This is a genomic window from Pseudomonas nitroreducens, from assembly GCF_014204515.1.
Classification (GTDB): domain Bacteria; phylum Pseudomonadota; class Gammaproteobacteria; order Pseudomonadales; family Pseudomonadaceae; genus Pseudomonas; species Pseudomonas nitritireducens_A.
Genome location: NZ_JACHLI010000064.1, coordinates 1 through 15,719, shown reverse-complemented (window position 1 = coordinate 15,719; position 15,719 = coordinate 1). Strand labels below are relative to the sequence as shown.

Annotated in this window: 14 protein-coding genes and 1 pseudogene; 9 read left to right on the top strand and 6 right to left on the bottom strand. The window is 65.7% G+C overall.

Annotated elements, in window-relative coordinates:
- Positions 1–171 precede the first annotated feature (171 nt).
- The 5 genes and pseudogenes from HNP46_RS35265 to HNP46_RS35250 form a co-directional block, all read right to left on the bottom strand.
- On the bottom strand, positions 172–2,061 hold the full coding sequence (locus tag HNP46_RS35265) for a methyl-accepting chemotaxis protein (RefSeq protein WP_184598867.1): 1,890 nt from the start codon (positions 2,059–2,061) through the stop codon (positions 172–174).
- 735 nt (positions 2,062–2,796) lie between these two features.
- On the bottom strand, positions 2,797–3,561 hold the full coding sequence (locus tag HNP46_RS36330; RefSeq protein ID WP_409372492.1) for a methyl-accepting chemotaxis protein: 765 nt from the start codon (positions 3,559–3,561) through the stop codon (positions 2,797–2,799).
- A 90-nt stretch (positions 3,562–3,651) separates the two neighbouring features.
- Positions 3,652–4,692: pseudogene (locus HNP46_RS36325) on the bottom strand (HAMP domain-containing protein); the annotation flags it as partial.
- Between the two features lie 125 nt (positions 4,693–4,817).
- Positions 4,818–5,015, bottom strand: a complete 198-nt coding sequence (locus HNP46_RS35255; protein WP_184598863.1) for a Flp family type IVb pilin — start codon at positions 5,013–5,015, stop codon at positions 4,818–4,820.
- A gap of 76 nt (positions 5,016–5,091) precedes the next feature.
- The gene (locus HNP46_RS35250; RefSeq protein ID WP_184598861.1) at positions 5,092–5,298 is read right to left on the bottom strand and encodes a Flp family type IVb pilin; all 207 of its coding nucleotides are present in this window, start codon (positions 5,296–5,298) and stop codon (positions 5,092–5,094) included.
- Between the two features lie 362 nt (positions 5,299–5,660).
- Here HNP46_RS35250 and cpaB point away from each other — a divergent pair, with 362 nt between their 5' ends.
- The 9 genes from cpaB (at position 5,661) to HNP46_RS35205 (ending at position 15,007) form a co-directional block, all read left to right on the top strand.
- On the top strand, positions 5,661–6,587 hold the full coding sequence (gene cpaB / locus HNP46_RS35245) for a Flp pilus assembly protein CpaB (RefSeq protein ID WP_184598859.1): 927 nt from the start codon (positions 5,661–5,663) through the stop codon (positions 6,585–6,587).
- A gap of 15 nt (positions 6,588–6,602) precedes the next feature.
- Positions 6,603–7,835: a type II and III secretion system protein family protein gene (locus HNP46_RS35240; protein ID WP_184598857.1), complete on the top strand. Its 1,233-nt coding sequence runs from the start codon at positions 6,603–6,605 to the stop codon at positions 7,833–7,835.
- A gap of 65 nt (positions 7,836–7,900) precedes the next feature.
- Positions 7,901–9,085 carry a type 4b pilus Flp biogenesis protein TadZ gene (gene tadZ, locus HNP46_RS35235; protein WP_184598855.1) on the top strand — a complete coding sequence of 395 codons (1,185 nt, stop codon included), beginning with the start codon at positions 7,901–7,903 and terminating at the stop codon, positions 9,083–9,085.
- Positions 9,082–10,332, top strand: coding sequence for a type 4b pilus Flp biogenesis ATPase TadA (gene tadA / locus HNP46_RS35230; protein WP_184598853.1), 1,251 nt, complete (start codon positions 9,082–9,084; stop codon positions 10,330–10,332). The genes tadZ and tadA overlap by 4 nt, the downstream gene beginning before the upstream one ends.
- Complete coding sequence (locus HNP46_RS35225) at positions 10,329–11,213, top strand: type II secretion system F family protein (RefSeq protein ID WP_184598851.1); 885 nt, start codon at positions 10,329–10,331, stop codon at positions 11,211–11,213. Before tadA ends, HNP46_RS35225 begins: the two co-directional genes overlap by 4 nt.
- A gap of 10 nt (positions 11,214–11,223) precedes the next feature.
- Complete coding sequence (locus tag HNP46_RS35220; RefSeq protein ID WP_184598848.1) at positions 11,224–12,132, top strand: type II secretion system F family protein; 909 nt, start codon at positions 11,224–11,226, stop codon at positions 12,130–12,132.
- The gene (locus HNP46_RS35215) at positions 12,129–12,917 is read left to right on the top strand and encodes a hypothetical protein (protein ID WP_260403353.1); all 789 of its coding nucleotides are present in this window, start codon (positions 12,129–12,131) and stop codon (positions 12,915–12,917) included. The genes HNP46_RS35220 and HNP46_RS35215 overlap by 4 nt, the downstream gene beginning before the upstream one ends.
- Before the next feature lie 20 nt (positions 12,918–12,937).
- On the top strand, positions 12,938–13,216 hold the full coding sequence (locus HNP46_RS35210) for a DUF3613 domain-containing protein (RefSeq protein ID WP_184598846.1): 279 nt from the start codon (positions 12,938–12,940) through the stop codon (positions 13,214–13,216).
- A gap of 18 nt (positions 13,217–13,234) precedes the next feature.
- On the top strand, positions 13,235–15,007 hold the full coding sequence (locus HNP46_RS35205; RefSeq protein ID WP_184598844.1) for a pilus assembly protein TadG-related protein: 1,773 nt from the start codon (positions 13,235–13,237) through the stop codon (positions 15,005–15,007).
- A 19-nt stretch (positions 15,008–15,026) separates the two neighbouring features.
- Here HNP46_RS35205 and HNP46_RS35200 read toward each other — a convergent pair.
- The coding region (locus HNP46_RS35200) for a LuxR family transcriptional regulator (protein WP_260403352.1) at positions 15,027–15,719 on the bottom strand (693 nt) is incomplete at its 5' end.

Genomic DNA, 15,719 nt, shown 5'->3' with positions numbered 1-15,719 from the left:
TCTGCACCGAACGGTCCCCTCTCCCTTCAGGGAGAGGGTTAGGGAGAGGGGAAATCCCAGGCACGGTCTGTCAGAGAAAGACAGTTGCTCCTACAGGTTGGCACCGCGCTGGAACCTAAGCGTCACGCACGAAAAAGGCGCCCGCAGGCGCCTTTTTGCTGTCCGCAGCGATCAGATGCGGAAGCTGTCCACCAGCTGACGCAGGCGGCCGGCCTGGTTCTCCAGGTCGGCGCAGGCGCGCAGGGTGGCCTGCAGGTTCTCCACACCTTCCTGGTTCAGCGTGTTGATCTCGGTGATGTCCATGTTCAGCGAGTCGACCACGGCGGTCTGTTCCTCGGTGGCGGTGGCCACCGACTGGTTCATCGAGTCGATCTCGCCGATGCGATGGGTGACGCTGGCCAGGCGCTCGCCGGCGCGGTTGGCGATCTCCACGCTTTCCAGGCTGTAGCGCTGGCTTTCGGTCATGGTGTCCACGGCTTCGCGGGCGCCGACCTGCAGTTCCTCGATCATCTTCTGGATCTGCTGGGCCGACTCCTGGGCGCGGTGCGCCAGGTTGCGCACCTCGTCGGCCACCACGGCGAAGCCACGGCCGGCTTCACCGGCACGGGCGGCTTCGATGGCGGCGTTGAGCGCCAGCAGGTTGGTCTGCTCGGAGATGCCCTTGATCACTTCCAGGATCTGCCCGATGTTCACTGTGCGGCTGTTCAGCGCTTCGATGTTGGCGCAGGCCGAGCTGATCTTGCCGGACAGCTGATTCATCGCGCTGATGGTCTGTTCCACTACCTGGCGGCCGTCCGCAGACTGGTGCGAAGCATCGGTGGCATGGTGCGAGGCGTCGGCGGCGTTGCGGGCGATCTCCTGGGCGGCGGCGCCCAGCTCGTTGATCGCCGCGGCAACGCTGTTGGTGCGGTTGGACTGCTCGTCGGAGTTGCTCATGGACGAGTTGGAGGCGTTCACCACCAGTTGCGAGACGTCGTGCAGCTGGCGCGCGGTGGAGGCCACTTCACGGATGGATTCGTGGATACGCTCGACGAAACGGTTGAAGGCATTGCCCAGCACGCCGAACTCGTCGTTGCTGGCGACCTTCAAACGTTTGGTCAGGTCGCCTTCGCCCTGGGCGATGTCTTCCATGGCGCGACCCATGGTGGTCAGCGGCTGCATCAGTACGCGGATCAGCATGCCCAGCAGGAGCAGGATGGCGACGATGGCGATCGCGGCAGCGATGATGGCCGAGGCGCGGAACTTGCTCAGCATCGAGTAGGCCGCGTCCTTGTCGATGGACAGGCCGATGTACCAGTTCACCGACGGCAGGCCTTTCACCTGGGTGAAGCTGAGGATGCGTTCGTGGCCATTGAGCTCGGCTTCGCTGAAGCCGCTGCCGATCTTCGGTGTGTTCTGCGGGTAGATGTCGGAGAGAGACTTCATGATGAAGCTCTTGTCCGGGTGCACCAGAATCTTGCCGTCGCCGCTGACCAGGAAGGCGTAGCCCATGCCGCTGAAGTCCAGCGAATTGATGATCTGTACCAGGGTCTGCAGGCCGAGGTCGCCGCCGACCACGCCCACGGTCTTGCCGGCAGCGCGGGCCGGGGTGGCCACGGTCATGATCAGTTCCTGGGTGGCCGCGTCGATGTACGGCTCGGTCAGCGTGGTGCCGCCGGCGGCCACGGCATCCTTGTACCAGGGGCGGGTGCGCGGGTCGTAACCGTCGGGCATGGCGCTGTTGGGGCGCATGGTGAAGGCGCCGTCTTCCTGGCCCAGGTAGGTGAAGTTGAAGGTCTTGCGCAGGGTGTCCTGTTCCAGCAGCGCGCTCAGGTGTTCCGGTGTGCTGTCGCGGGCGATGGTCTGCGCAGTGCTTTCGATCAGCAGCAGCCGGCCGCTGAGCCAGTTCTGGATATTGCTGGCACTGACGTCGCCCATTTCCCGCAGGTAATCCTCGAGGTCCTCGCGGATCGCGTTGCGCTGCAGGTAGTCGTTGTAGAGGGTGAAGAGGGCGAATGCCGAGAAGACAACAAGAGAAGCGGCCAGGAGGATCTTATGGCTGAATTTCAGGCTCTTGATCATGCTGCGTCGAGTCCGGAGGTAGTGGGATGCCTGAACGGCGTAAGTCCGGGGCGACAGATCCGGTGTCGCCGCAGAACGCCCGTTCCCGTGGTGTGGAACGGACGGCGCCAGCGGGGCGGATAGCCGCGCGGGCGTGGCCGGTACTCCCTTGTGCCGGCGGTGAGGACAGGCCCGGTTTGTTGGTGGGTATCAAAGGCCTTCACCCTTGATTTCGGCGTGCCAGGAGGAAGCTTGAAGGAGTCGGACGAACGGTAGGGGTGGCTCTGTGGCGGGTGTTTCAAGGGTGATACACCGCGAGTGATTTTGTTCGGAAGTTCGGAGTCGAGCTGTAGGAGCAACTGTCTCTGTCCCGGAAATCTGTGCCTGAGTTTCCCTCTCCCTAACCCTCTCCCTGAAGGGAGAGGGGACCGTTCGGTGCAGGTTGAAACGATGGCTTCAGCCGGCACAGACAGCTCCCGCTCCGAAGGGAGAGGGGACTGGATCGGTGCCGGCTGAAACTGACGCATCGGCCGGCTCGGATGGCTCCCTCTCCCTTCAGAGAGAGGGCGGGGGGGAGGGACCCGCAGCGCAGAGGTTTCCAGGTAGGACCTTGTCCGCGAAGTGATCTGATCTCCGCCGGATATTTCAGAGGCACCGGGTAGATTTCGCGGACAAGGTCCGCTCCTACAGGTCGATGCCCGATTTAAACCCAATGAAAAAGGCGCCCGCAGGCGCCTTTTTTTCTGTCCGCAGCGATCAGATGCGGAAGCTGTCCACCAACTGGCGCAGGCGGCCGGCCTGGTTCTCCAGGTCGGCGCAGGCGCGCAGGGTGGCCTGCAGGTTCTCCACGCCTTCCTGGTTCAGCGTGTTGATCTCGGTGATGTCCATGTTCAGCGAGTCGACCACGGCGGTCTGTTCCTCGGTGGCGGTGGCCACCGACTGGTTCATCGAGTCGATCTCGCCGATGCGGTGGGTGACGCTGGCCAGGCGCTCGCCGGCGCGGTTGGCGATCTCCACGCTTTCCAGGCTGTAGCGCTGGCTTTCGGTCATGGTATCCACGGCCTCGCGGGCGCCGACCTGCAGCTCCTCGATCATCTTCTGGATTTCCTGCGCGGACTCCTGGGCGCGGTGCGCCAAGTTGCGCACCTCGTCCGCCACCACGGCAAAGCCGCGACCGGCTTCACCGGCACGGGCGGCTTCGATGGCGGCGTTGAGTGCCAGCAGGTTGGTCTGCTCGGAGATGCCCTTGATCACTTCCAGGATCTGCCCGATGTTCACCGTGCGGCTGTTCAGCGCCTCGATGTTGGCGCACGCCGAGCTGATCTTGCCGGACAGCTGATTCATCGCGCTGATGGTCTGTTCCACCACCTGGCGGCCGTCCGCCGATTGGTGCGAGGCATCGGTGGCATGGTGCGAGGCGTCGGCGGCGTTGCGGGCGATTTCCTGGGCGGCGGCACCCAATTCGTTGATCGCCGCGGCGACGCTGTTGGTGCGGTTGGCCTGCTCGTCGGAGTTGCTCATGGACGAGTTGGAGGCGTTCACCACCAACTGCGAGACGTCGTGCAGCTGGCGCGCGGTGGAGGCCACTTCGCGGATGGATTCGTGGATGCGCTCGACGAAGCGGTTGAAGGCATTGGCCAGCACGCCGAACTCGTCATTGCTGGCGACCTTCAGGCGCTGGGTCAGGTCACCGTCACCCTGGGAGATGTCCTGCATGGCACGGCCCATGTCGGTCAGCGGCGCCATCAGCACGCGGATCAGCATGCCGAGCAGGAACAGGATGGCAACGATGGCGATGACGGTGGCGATGATCGCGGTGTTGCGGAAGTCGCTGAGCATGGCGTAGGCGGAGTCCTTGTTGAGCACCAGCGCGACATACCAGGTCACGCCCGGCAGGCCCTTCACCGGGGTCATCGACACCAGTTGGTCCTCGCCGTTGATGCTGACTTCCTGCACGCCCGGTTGCACTTTCGGCGCGCCCTGCTGGTAGACCTCGCCGAGGGTCTTGAACACCAGGCTGCTGTCGGGGTGCAGGAGGATCTTGCCAGCGTCGCTGACCAGGAAGGCATAGCCGTCGCCGTCGAACTTCAGCGAGTTGATGATCGCGGTGATGGTTTCCAGCTTCATGTCGCCGGCGGCCACGCCGACCAGCTGGCCGTTGCGCATCACCGGCATGGACATGGCGAGGATCTGTTCGTTGGTGCCGGCGTCCAGGAAGGGCTCGGTAACGATCAGTCGACCGGCTGCCACGGCATCCTTGTACCAGCCGCGGGTGCGCGGGTCGTAGCCATCGGGCATCGGTGCGTAGGGGCGCATGGTGAACACGCCGCTGGCGGCTTCACCCAGGTAGACCGACTCGAAGTTCTTCTGGAACACCTGCTGCTCCAGCACGTGCTGGATGCGCTCGGGCGTCGGCTCGCCGTCGGCGAGCTGCGCGGCCTCGGCTTCCACCAGCTGGATGCGGCCTTCCAGCCAGCTCTGGATATTGCTGGCGGTGAGGCTGCCGACCTCGCTCAGGTAGCCTTGCGTATCGGCGTGGATCGCCTGGCGCTGGCGGAAATCGTTGAAGAGGATGAAGCAGGCGAAGGCGAAGGTCACCACGAGGGAGGCCGCCAGAAGAATCTTCCGGGAGAAGGACAGCGAGCGAAGCATTGGAGAAGCATCCTGCAGATGGAACAAGGGAGAGCAGGAGGTATCGGCCGGGGCGGCGGGGACTTTAGCGGGATTGGCTGGAATCGCGGGCGGCGCGCTGCCGCCCGCGATATCCGCAGGGGCCCTTAGAGGCCCAGGGCAGTCTGCACCTGGGCCATGAGCGCGCCGACCTTGGTGCCGATGGGGCTGGCCGCGGTGACGATGGCGATGGAAATCAGGCCGGCGATCACGGCGTATTCGATGGCCGTGGCTCCCTCCTGATCAGCCAGGAAAGTCCTGAACTGCCGGTACAGGCGTTTTACCGAGTCGATCGTGCGTTCCATGTACGTGCCCTCCGGGCAAGGGACAGCGGCATCGGCGGAGCCATGCCGGCTCCGCGAACGATTCGGGTCAGGCCGGTTACGCGCCGATGGCGGTCTTGATCGCCGTCATCAGCGCACCGATCTTGGTACCGATCGGCGTGGCGGCAGTCAGTAGTGCAATGGAAATAAGACCGGCAATTACCGCGTATTCAATCGCGGTGGCACCTTCGCGATCGCGGAGGAAGGATTTGAGTTTGCCGTAGAGATTCTGCGGAAGTTGTTTAACTGCGGTTTGTTTTTCCATGTCCTTGGCTCCGTGCACGCCCGACTGCAAACAGGGCGGATGCCCTGACTTCACCGTCAGGCTAGGCGCAGCGTGGCCGAATGCAATTGTTCAAATAGCGCTAATACCAAAGTAATAGTCATCGCGAAGTAGAACTAAGTGACGGTTGGAAATTTCCAGTTGGCAGTTGACGCTATTAAAGCAGCTACTAAATTCTGCTTTGGAACAAACAGCGGCAGATTATCAGGAAAGATTCTTATCGATTTGTAATGTGTCGCCGACATAACAATAAAGGGCTGAAGGATATTGACGCGCGAGGCGTCGTCCTTTCATGAGATGACGGGCAATTGCTCGCGCTCCTGATATCGCACAAGGATGGATTCATGAATAGCAAGGTGCTGATGGTATTCGCCGGGCTGTTGCTGGTGTGCGCAGGGGTAGTGGGTTACCTCGGTCTGAATGTCGGAAAAGCACCCGCTCCGCACCCCGGGGTGGTCGAGGATGCGCAGCCGATGGCGCTGGCCGGGGCCGACCAGCTGCAACGGACGGCCGTGGTGGTCGCTGCGCGGGATCTGCCCGCCCTGGCGGTGCTCACCCGGGACGATCTGGCCGTCGAGATGCTGCATACCGCACCCGCCGGCAGCTTCCCCAAACCCGAAGCGCTGATCGGCCAGCGCGTCTGGGTCGCCGTGCCGGCAGGGAGCATTCTCAGCGCCTCCGTCACCGAGCCCGGCGGGCCTCTGGCGCGGACCATCCGGCCCGATGAACGCGCCATGGCGATCCCGGTGGACGAGGTCATCGGTGGCGGCGGCTTCGTACTGCCTGGCGACTACGTGGACGTGATGCTCTTCGTCCAGGATCAGCAGGGCAGCGAACGCAACGTCAGCGCCCAGGTGGTGCTGCCTGGCGTGCGGGTGCTGACCTACGGCGAGCAGATCGCCGTGGCTAAGGATGGCCAGGCACGCAATGCCGGTGACCCCAAGGACCAGTCTCCCCGACCGCCGCGCACCGCGGTCCTGGCAGTGCCCGCACAGGCCGCTGCGCGCCTGATGCTGGCCAGCCAGGCCGGTTCCCTGCGCCTGGCGGTGCGCAGCAAGGACGAGAAGCTCTACGAGAAGGCGCAGGAGGGCGGCTACCTGCAGGCTTCGCTGGGGGCTGTCGGCAGTCCGCCGATCACCCTCGACCAGCTGGTCGGCAAACCCCGCCCGGCGACCGCGCCAGCCCCCGCCGTGCGCCAGGTCTCTGCGCCCCAGGTGGACTCCGGCGTGGTGGTCTACCGCGGTACCGAAATTTCCCGTGAAGCCCATTGAGCAAGGAGTGCATCGATGTCCAAGCGCTTCATCCTGTCCCTGTTCACCTTGCTCGCCTGCCTCGCTCACTCCGCAGCGCAGGCCGTGCCGAGCGCCTGCGCGGGATTTGCCGGCCAGCAGCTGAACCTCGATGTCGAGCAGGGCGCCCAGCGTGACCAGCAACTGCCGGTGCCGATCAAGCGACTGGCCATCGGCGATCCCAACATCGCCGACGTACAGGTCCTGGACAAGAAGAATTTCCTCGTCACCGGCAAGGCCGAAGGCCTGACCAGCCTGCTGATCTGGACCTCCTGCGGCGACCAACCCATGCGCAGCGTGGTGCGGGTGGGTTCGCGGGCCGTCGGCGATGTCGCCGCGGCGGTCGGCGCCACGGCCGCTGGCCTGCCCAACCAGGTGCAGACCGACATCCGTTTCGTCGAAGTCAGCCGCAGCAAGCTCAAGCAGGCCAGCACCTCGCTGGTGCGGCGCGGCTCCAATACCTTCGTACTCGGTGCGCCCGGCAGCCTGGGCAATCTGGAGGTCGGCGTCGATGGCGGCCTGGGCGGCAACTTCGGCACCAGCCAGAGCGGCTTCAACATCATCTGGGGCGGTGGCAGCAGCAAGTGGCTGGGCTTCATCAACGCCCTGGAAGGCAGCGGCTTCGCTTACACCCTGGCGCGCCCGAGCCTGGTCGCCACCAGCGGGCAGAGCGCCTCCTTCCTGGCCGGCGGTGAGTTCCCGATCCCGGTGCCCAACGGCAACAACGACACCGTCACCATCGAATACAAGGAGTTCGGCGTGCGCCTGACCCTGACGCCGACGGTGATGAGCGATCGCCGCATTGCCCTGAAGGTGGCGCCGGAAGTCAGCGAGCTGGATTACTCCAACGGCATCCGCACCGCCGACATCACCGTCCCGGCGCTCAACGTGCGGCGCACCGATACCAGCGTGATGCTGGCCGACGGCGAGAGCTTCGTGATCAGCGGGCTGATCAGCAGCAACACCATCAGCAACATCGACAAGTTTCCCTTCCTGGGCAACATCCCGGTGCTCGGCGCGCTGTTCCGTTCCTCCAACCTGGACAAGGACGACCGCGAGCTGCTGATGATCGTCACCCCGCACCTGGTCCAGCCGCTGGCCGCGACCGCGGCGCTGCCGAGCCTGCCCGGCGAGGGCCTGCGCAACTACGATCCTGGTTTTGCCGAGTTCTACTTCTTCGAAGACGGCCGGTTCGACAAGCGCAAGGCCAGTAGCGGGATGTCACGCTGATGGATACCTACGAAGCGATATCCCGCCAGAGAGCGGGGCGCAAGGCAAAGGAAGGGAGCACGGGCATGAGTCAGACCTTTGTGGCGCTGGTCCAGCACCCCGGGGAGCAGGAGTGGCTGCAGAGCAGCCTGTCCGGTTGCGGCCAGGTGGTCCTGGCCGGCAGCGGGACGCTGGAGGAGTTGCTGGCGCTGCTGGATGTCACCGGCGCCAGCGTGCTCTTCACCAGCCTGAACAAGGCCAACGTGGTGGCGCAGAGCTCGCTGATCGAGGGATTGGTCTCGGCGCGACCAATGCTGTCGGTGGTGGCGGTGGGCGATGGGCTGGACAACCAGCTGGTGTTGGCGGCGATGCGTGCCGGAGCGCGGGATTTCGTCACCTATGGCGCCCGCGCCAGCGAGCTGAGCGGCCTGGTCCGGCGCCTGGGCGGACGCCTGCCGACGGTGCCGGTGAGCGCCGTGCAGCAGGGCGAACTGATCAGCCTGGTCAGTGCGCGTCCGGACGCCGACGGCGCCTTCGTCGCGCTGCACTTGGCGCTGGCGCTGCAACGCCAGCCCGAGCATCGCGTGCTGCTGGTGGATATCGGCCAGCCCACCGGCGAGGCCCTTGCGATCCTCGGCATGGAGCCCGCGTTCACCTTCGCCGATGCCATGCGCAACCTGCGCCGGCTCGACCAGACCCTGATCGACAGCGCCTTCACCCGTCATGAATCCGGCCTGCGCGTGCTCAGCCTGTCGGACGAGCCCGGCGTGCTGGAGCGCATCACCACCGCCGAGCTGTACCTGCTGCTGGGCAACCTGCGCAGCGCCTTCAGCCATATCCTGATCAACCTCACCGGGCTTGCCGAGGGCGAGCTCAGCGGTCAGTTGCTGATGCAGGCCAATCGCGTGCTGTGGCTGGTGGACCAGAGCGTGCCGTCGTGCAAGAAGGGCCTGGAGCGCCTGCGTCGCCTGCGCGAGCGCACGCCTACACTGCCGCGCATCGAACTGCTGATCGAACGCTACTGGCCCTCGGTGCCGCCGGACGCGCCGGCGCTGGGCAAGATGTTCGGCCTGGAACTGTTCGGCATATTGCCGGCCTCGCCGGAAGCCCGCCTGCGCGCCAAGAACGTCGGCCAGAGCCTGTTCGACCTGGCCCCGCGTGACCCGCTGACCATCAAGCTGCGCGACCTTGCGGAAAACCTCGGCGCCGGCGCAGTCGAGAAGCGCGGCCTGTTCGGCTGGATCGGCCGGGCCAGGGCGGCGCGTTCATGAGCTATCCGGGCAGCGGCGGCCAGGGCGGGCGCCATGACCAGGACCTGCAGGCCCTGAAGATGCGCCTGCACCGCTACATCATCGACGAGATCGACGAAGACGGCATGAACCTGCTGGAGGGCGCGCGCCCGGCGGTGGCGCAGTACGTCTCCGAGAAGGTCTGCGAGTACGCCGCGCGACGCCAGCTGGCGATCTCGCGCTACGAACTGGATCGCCTGGCCGAAGAGGTGGTGGACGAGCTGACCGGTTTCGGCCCGCTGGAGATGCTCCTGCGCGATCCGGGCATCTCGGAAATCCTGGTCAACGGCCCCGACCGGGTGTTCATCGAGCACGAGGGCCGGCTGTACCAGAGTGACCTGCGCTTCATCGACGATCACCACGTGCAGCGGGTCATCCAGCGCATCCTCGCGCCGCTGGGCCGGCGCCTGGACGAGTCCAGCCCGATGGTCGACGCGCGCCTGCCCGATGGCAGCCGGGTCAACGCGATCATCCCGCCGGTGGCGCTGGACGGGCCCTGCCTGTCGATCCGCAAATTCAGCAAGGACCTGCTCAAGAGCGCCGACCTGCTGGCCTACCAGAGCGTCAACGAGGAGATGCTGACGTTCATCCGCCAGGCGGTGGCCTGCCGCTGCAACATCCTCATCAGCGGCGGCACCGGCACCGGCAAGACCACGCTGCTCAACGTGATGAGCAGCTTCATCGACGAGCGCGAACGCATCGTCACCATCGAGGACACCGCCGAGCTGCAGCTGGGCCATGACCACGTGGTGCGCCTGGAGACCCGTCCGCCGAACGCCGAAGGCTACGGCGAGGTGACCGCCCGCGACCTGATCCGCAACGCCCTGCGGATGCGCCCGGACCGCATCATCCTCGGCGAGATCCGCGGCGTCGAAGTGCTCGACGTGCTGCAGGCGATGAACACCGGCCACGACGGCTCGATGAGCACCGTGCACGCCAACTCGGCGATGGATTCGCTGCTGCGTCTGGAGATGCTGGTCGGCCTCACCGGGCAGACGGTGGCGGAGCAGACGCTGCGGCAGATGCTCTGCTCGGCGCTGGATATCGTCGTGCAGATCACCCGCCTGTCCAACGGCCGCCGCTGCATCAGCGAGATCATCGAAGTGCTGGAGGTGCGCGACGGCGTGTACGTCACCAACTCCCTGTTCAGCCTCGACCGGCGTGGCAGCGGCCAGTTCGTCCGCACGGCACAGCCCAGCGGGCTGAAGTTCCGCCAGGTGCTGATATGACCGGCGCGGCCGTGCTGATCCTGGCCAGCCTGGTGCTGGCGCTGCTGGGCGTGTGGCTCAGCGGCATGAGCCTGCGGGCGCGGCACAACGAGCTGGTGATGCGCAGGCTCAGCGGCGAGCCGGTGGTCCAGGGCGGCAAGGGCCGCAGCAGCCACTGGCTGGCGCGGCGCATGCGGCGCGCGGGCATCGCGGACATGCGGCCGTGGTTCCTGGGTGGCAGTGCGGCTGGCGTGCTGCTGGCGCTGTTCGGCCATCGGCTGGGCGGTCCGCTGGGGATGCTGGGTGGCGCGGCGCTCGCGCTGCTGGGTTTTCATGTGCTGCTCAACATCCTCTACCAGCGGCGCCTGCAGAAGATGATCCGGCAGATGCCCAACTTCCTCGATCAGGTGGTCCGCAGCCTGCACGCCGGCCGTACCCTGGGAGACGCCATCACCCAGGCGGTCAGCGCCGCCGACGATCCGTTGCGGGAGATCCTCTCGCTGGTCAACAACCACGTGCTGCTGGGCATCAGCCTGCCCGAGGCGCTGCAGGAAGTCGCCGAGCTCTACGACGTCGAGGAACTGCATGTGTTCTCCCTGGGGGTGGCGGTCAACCACCGTTACGGCGGCAACACCACCGACCTGCTGGAAAACATCATCAAGGTCATCCACGAGCGCGAGAAGCTAAGTCGACAGCTGCGCGCCATGACCGGCGAGACGCGCCTGAGCGCCTTCGTCCTGGCGGTGCTGCCGGTGAGCCTCGGCGGCTACATCCTGTTCACCAATCCGGGCTACCTGATGAACATGTGGCTGGACAGCGGCGGCCGCTGGATGCTGCTGACGTCGCTGGGCCTGCAGGTGCTGGGCTGCTACACGCTCTGGCGCATGCTCAAGAGCGTTTGAGGAAGTCGCCATGCCGATACATTACGGATTGCTGGTGCTGATCCTGCTGCTCGCGGCGCTGCTCCTGGGGCTGTCGCAGGGCCGTGCCGCGGGGCGCGAGCAGCGCCTGATCGAGCAGCGCCTGGGTGGCCAGCCACTCGCCCACGGCGGCAACCGGAGGCTGGCGAACCTGCTCGACGCACTGGGCGGCAGCAGCCTGGGCAAGCGTCTGCACCTGCGCGACGACGAGGTCCGCGTGCTGCTGCATCAGGCGGGCTGGGGCGGCAGTACGCCACGCAGCGTCTACCTCATGTCACTGATCCTCTGCCCCGTACTGCTGGTGGGCATCGTCGTCGTCTACCTGGCCATGCCGGGCCATGCTGCGACCTCGCCGATGGTGCCGGTCCTGTTCGGTGCCGGCATCGGCTTTCTCCTGCCCAAGCGGATTCTGGCCTACTTCGCCGAAAAGCGGCGGCTGCGCCTGGCCGAGGAAGTCATCCTGTTCATCCAGCTGATCCGCATTCTCTTCGACTCCGGCCTGACTGTTGAGCAGAGCCTGCGGGTGGTCTGCCAGGAAGGGCGGAACATCGTGCCAATCCTCGCCGCGGAGCTGGAGGGAGTGCTGGCGCACACCGACAGCGGCCTGGATCTGGCCGAGGAGCTGGAACAGTTGAGCCGCCGCCTGGTGGTGGGCGAGCTGACCGACTGCTGCAACGTGCTGCGCCAGATGGTGCGCCAGGGCGGCAGCGCGAGGGCATCGCTGCAGACGCTCAAGCAGTTGTTCGAAGACCGGCGCCTGACAGCGCTGCAGGAAAAGGTCAGCAAGCTGTCGGCGAAGATGAGCCTGGTGATGATGCTGCTGCTGTTCCCGGCGCTGCTGATCATCCTGGCCGGGCCGGGCTTTCTCGCGATTACCAAGGCCATGGGGGGAATGGGATGAGAAGCGCATGTTTGATCGGCCTGCTCAGTCTCGCGTTGGGCGGTTGCGCCAATTTCGACACGCTGGGCGGGCCCGCTGTCGGCCAGAACTGCGACGAGCATTTGGGCCAGTCGGTTGAGCTGCAACTCAATCTGGCCCGCGAGATGCTCGACAACGGACGGGCCCACGCGGCCCTGGCCAACCTGGAAACCCTGCCGCCGAATTCGCTGGAAGTGCGCGAGAGCAAGGCGCTGGCCCTGCGTCGTATCGGCGACCCGAAGGCGCAGGTGATCTACCAGAGCCTGCTGAACACCTGCAAGGCCGCCGAGGCCCACCATGGACTGGGACAGATCGCCATGCGCGGCGGCAATACGGTGGTGGCGGAGCGCGAGCTGCGCGAGGCGGCGCGCCTGCAACCGACGGACAGCGCCCTGCGCAATGACCTGGGCTACGTCCTGATGCGGCGCGGTGAACTGGAGAAAGCGCGCTTCGAATTCATCACCGCCATGGAGCTGGACGAGCACGACAAGTTGCCGGCCACCAACCTGCTCAGCGTCATGTTCATCCAGGGTGAGAACAGCGAGGCCAGCCGGCTGATCCAGAGCATCGGCCTGTCCGCCGACCAGGTGCGCGCGGCCCAGGACCAGGCTCGGGACCTGCGGCCGGTGAGCCCTTCCAGCCAGCCGCCAGTTCAGGCTGAAAGCGTGAGTTACGTGGATGAGCCGACCGACGATGCGCATCCGGCCCTGGTGAGTGCGACTCCCGCGGTGGCGCGTGATGCCAAGTTGCTGTTCAAGGCCCGCTGAGGCGGGCAGGGAGGAAGGCGATGAAGACATGGATTCTGGTCGCTGCACTGCTGGCCGCGCCGAGCCTGGCGCAGGCGGTCGAAAAGGCTGCGACAAAGCCGGGCACCAGCGCCCGCGATCAGCAGGAAGTGCTGACCTGGCTTGAGCTGCAGTCCAGCGGCAAGGCGGCATCGGCTACTGCACAGAGCGCCACGCCGGCGGAGCGCGATCGCGCCTACCAGCGTTACCTGAAGAGCTATACCCACGAGATTCCCGAGTATCTGCTCGACGACAAGGATTTCAGCACCGGCAGCAAGTGAGCCTTGCGGGAGCGTGCCATGGGACGCAAACGGCAAAGCGGCGCAATCGGCGTCATGGCGGCGGGAACCCTGCTGCTGGCGCTGATCTGCCTGGCGCTGGTGGTCGACACCGGCCGCCTGTACTTCGAGCAGCGCAAGCTGCAGCGCGTCGTCGACATGGCAGCGTTGGAGAGTGCCTCGCTGGGCGGGCTGTGCGGCACGCAGCTGGCCTCCTACCTTCCGGGCTATGTCACCGCGAGTGCCGCCAAGAACGGCTTCGTTCCCACCAGCGGCGACTCCCTGACGGCGACCCTGGGCAGCGTCAGCTTCGATGCGGGATATGGTGCTGCGCAGTCCCGCCGGGTGTTCACCGCTGGCGGTGATCCGGCCGATTCGGTACGCGTGGTCGCCACCCATAGCGTGCCGTCCAGCCTGATCCTGAACATCGCCAACCTGTTCAGCGGCGCCACTTCCACCACCGTGCTCAGCGCCCAGGCCGTGGCCAGGCGACCGGCCATGGCGGCGCTTTCCGCCGGCAGCGGTGTGCTCAGCCTCAATTCGAGCAATTCGCCGCTGCTCAACGCCTTGCTCGGCGGCCTGCTGGGTACCTCGCTCAACCTGGACCTGGTGACCTACCAGGGCATCGCGGGCGCCAATGTCTCGCTGCTTGCGCTCAGCCAGCAGCTCAAGCTGGCTGGAGTGAACCTCGAACTGGGCAAGATCGACAGCCTGCTGGGCGCCAACGTCACCGCTGCGCAGTTGCTCCAGGCCATGATCAATGCGGCGGACGCCTCGCAGCTGGCCAATGTGAACACGGCGCTGCTGCGCAGTACGCTGGCCAGCATCAATGTGCCGACGGCGCAGTTGACCCTCGGCCAGATTCTCAGCGTCGTCGCCCCGGACAGTGTGCGTGACAGCGCGCTGAGCACCGGCGTCAACCTGCTCGACCTGCTGATGGCCACCGCCCTGGTGGCGAACAAGAACAATGCGGTCAATCTCGATCTCAAGGGCAAGAACATTGCCGGGGTGGTTCCGACGGTGAAGCTGCAGGTCATCTCGCCGCCGACCATCGCCATCGGCTATCCCGGCAAGGACAGCGGCGGCAACTGGCGCACGGTGGCAAAGAATGCCCAGGTGCAGCTGACCGTGGGCGCCAACGCCAACCTGCTGGGGCTGAACCTGGTGAACCTGGCGCTGAGCCTGAAGGTCGGCGTGGCGGAGGGGTACGCGGCGCTCGACAGCATCCAGTGCGGCGGCGCGGGCCAGCCGGTGACGGTCAATGTGAAGGCGCGCCCGGGAGTGGCCAGCGCCACGCTCGACGCCAGCGTCAACCTGCTGTCGGGTGCATCGGGAAGCCTGGTGAACGTCACCATCAGCAACGGCGCGAGCGGGACACCGACCAGCAGCACCTCGGTCGGGACTCAGTTCGCCATTCCGGGCGAGCAGTCGCTGAGCTACGTGGTGAACGGACCGGCGGACCTGCCCAGTGCGGCGAAGCGCGTGCAGAGCCCGCTGGGTTCGTCCCTGGGGGCGGGGCTGACCAGTCTGGGGAATTCGCTGAGCATCCAGGTCAAAGCTGGCGGTAGCTGCGACACACTCATCATCGTCAGTTGGTTGCTCTGTGCGTTGAGCAGTATCGTCAACTCGATCGCCGATCTCGCCCTGAACCTGACATCGGGCCTTGGCTCGCTGGTCAGCGCCCTGGGCCAGCAACTGATCGACCCGTTGCTGTCGCTGCTGGGCATCCAGACCGGCATTCTCGACGTGCGCCTGATCGACCTCCAGACCGGCGGCGCGGAGCTGCTGATCTGAAGGTCGTGGCCGCAGCGCCTCAGTGCACGGCGCTGCTCTGCGCAGCAGTGGGGGAGAGGGCGAGGGCGAGCTGGGTGCGGTTGTGCATGTGCATCAGCCGCAGCACCTGGGACACGTAGAGCTTCACGGTGTTCTCGGTGATGCCCAGGTCATAGGCGATCTGGTAGTTGGTCATGCCCTTGCTCACCAGGCGGGCCACCGCCTGCTGGCGCGGCGACAGCTTGTTGAACAGCGGATTGCTCACCACCGGCGCCATCTGCTCGGCATTGCTCGGCTCGCTGCTCGGCGCCTCCGGCTGTTCGGCCTTCAACGCGCTGCTCGGCTGGCCGCCGCCATGGACTTCATACTTGATCTTGTGGATGTCGCGGGAGATCGAGTTGAGCGATTCGGCGAGGTATTCCAGGCGCTGGTTCACGTGGCTGAGGCTGAGCTGGCTGCGGATGCGCTCGTGCAGGCGTGCTTCCAGGCGCTCCAGGCCCTTGAGCAGGTCCATCGGCGCCACCGGCTTCTGGTAGTAATCGGCGACGCCCACGCGCATGGCCTCGATCACTTCCTGGCTGCCCTGCTGGCCGGTGAGGATGATGGTCTCGAAGAAGCGCCCGGAACCGGCGACCTCCTTCGTAAGCGCGTGAAAATCGGCGTCCTGGGTGCCTGACCCCGCAGTTGAGACTATTGCGTCCGCAACTTTTCTTGCGGACGCAAGCATGACCAC

What these genes read in the sequence shown, in the direction of transcription:
- HNP46_RS35220 (WP_184598848.1), top strand. Translation starts at nt 11,224, where the DNA reads ATGCCGATACATTACGGATTGCTGGTGCTGATCCTGCTGCTCGCGGCG.
- tadZ (WP_184598855.1), top strand. Translation starts at nt 7,901, where the DNA reads ATGAGTCAGACCTTTGTGGCGCTGGTCCAGCACCCCGGGGAGCAGGAG.
- cpaB (WP_184598859.1), top strand. Translation starts at nt 5,661, where the DNA reads ATGAATAGCAAGGTGCTGATGGTATTCGCCGGGCTGTTGCTGGTGTGC.
- HNP46_RS35215 (WP_260403353.1), top strand. Translation starts at nt 12,129, where the DNA reads ATGAGAAGCGCATGTTTGATCGGCCTGCTCAGTCTCGCGTTGGGCGGT.
- HNP46_RS36330 (WP_409372492.1), bottom strand. Translation starts at nt 3,561, where the DNA reads ATGAGCAACTCCGACGAGCAGGCCAACCGCACCAACAGCGTCGCCGCG.
- tadA (WP_184598853.1), top strand. Translation starts at nt 9,082, where the DNA reads ATGAGCTATCCGGGCAGCGGCGGCCAGGGCGGGCGCCATGACCAGGAC.
- HNP46_RS35255 (WP_184598863.1), bottom strand. Translation starts at nt 5,015, where the DNA reads ATGGAACGCACGATCGACTCGGTAAAACGCCTGTACCGGCAGTTCAGG.
- HNP46_RS35265 (WP_184598867.1), bottom strand. Translation starts at nt 2,061, where the DNA reads ATGATCAAGAGCCTGAAATTCAGCCATAAGATCCTCCTGGCCGCTTCT.
- HNP46_RS35225 (WP_184598851.1), top strand. Translation starts at nt 10,329, where the DNA reads ATGACCGGCGCGGCCGTGCTGATCCTGGCCAGCCTGGTGCTGGCGCTG.
- HNP46_RS35210 (WP_184598846.1), top strand. Translation starts at nt 12,938, where the DNA reads ATGAAGACATGGATTCTGGTCGCTGCACTGCTGGCCGCGCCGAGCCTG.
- HNP46_RS35240 (WP_184598857.1), top strand. Translation starts at nt 6,603, where the DNA reads ATGTCCAAGCGCTTCATCCTGTCCCTGTTCACCTTGCTCGCCTGCCTC.
- HNP46_RS35205 (WP_184598844.1), top strand. Translation starts at nt 13,235, where the DNA reads ATGGGACGCAAACGGCAAAGCGGCGCAATCGGCGTCATGGCGGCGGGA.
- HNP46_RS35250 (WP_184598861.1), bottom strand. Translation starts at nt 5,298, where the DNA reads ATGGAAAAACAAACCGCAGTTAAACAACTTCCGCAGAATCTCTACGGC.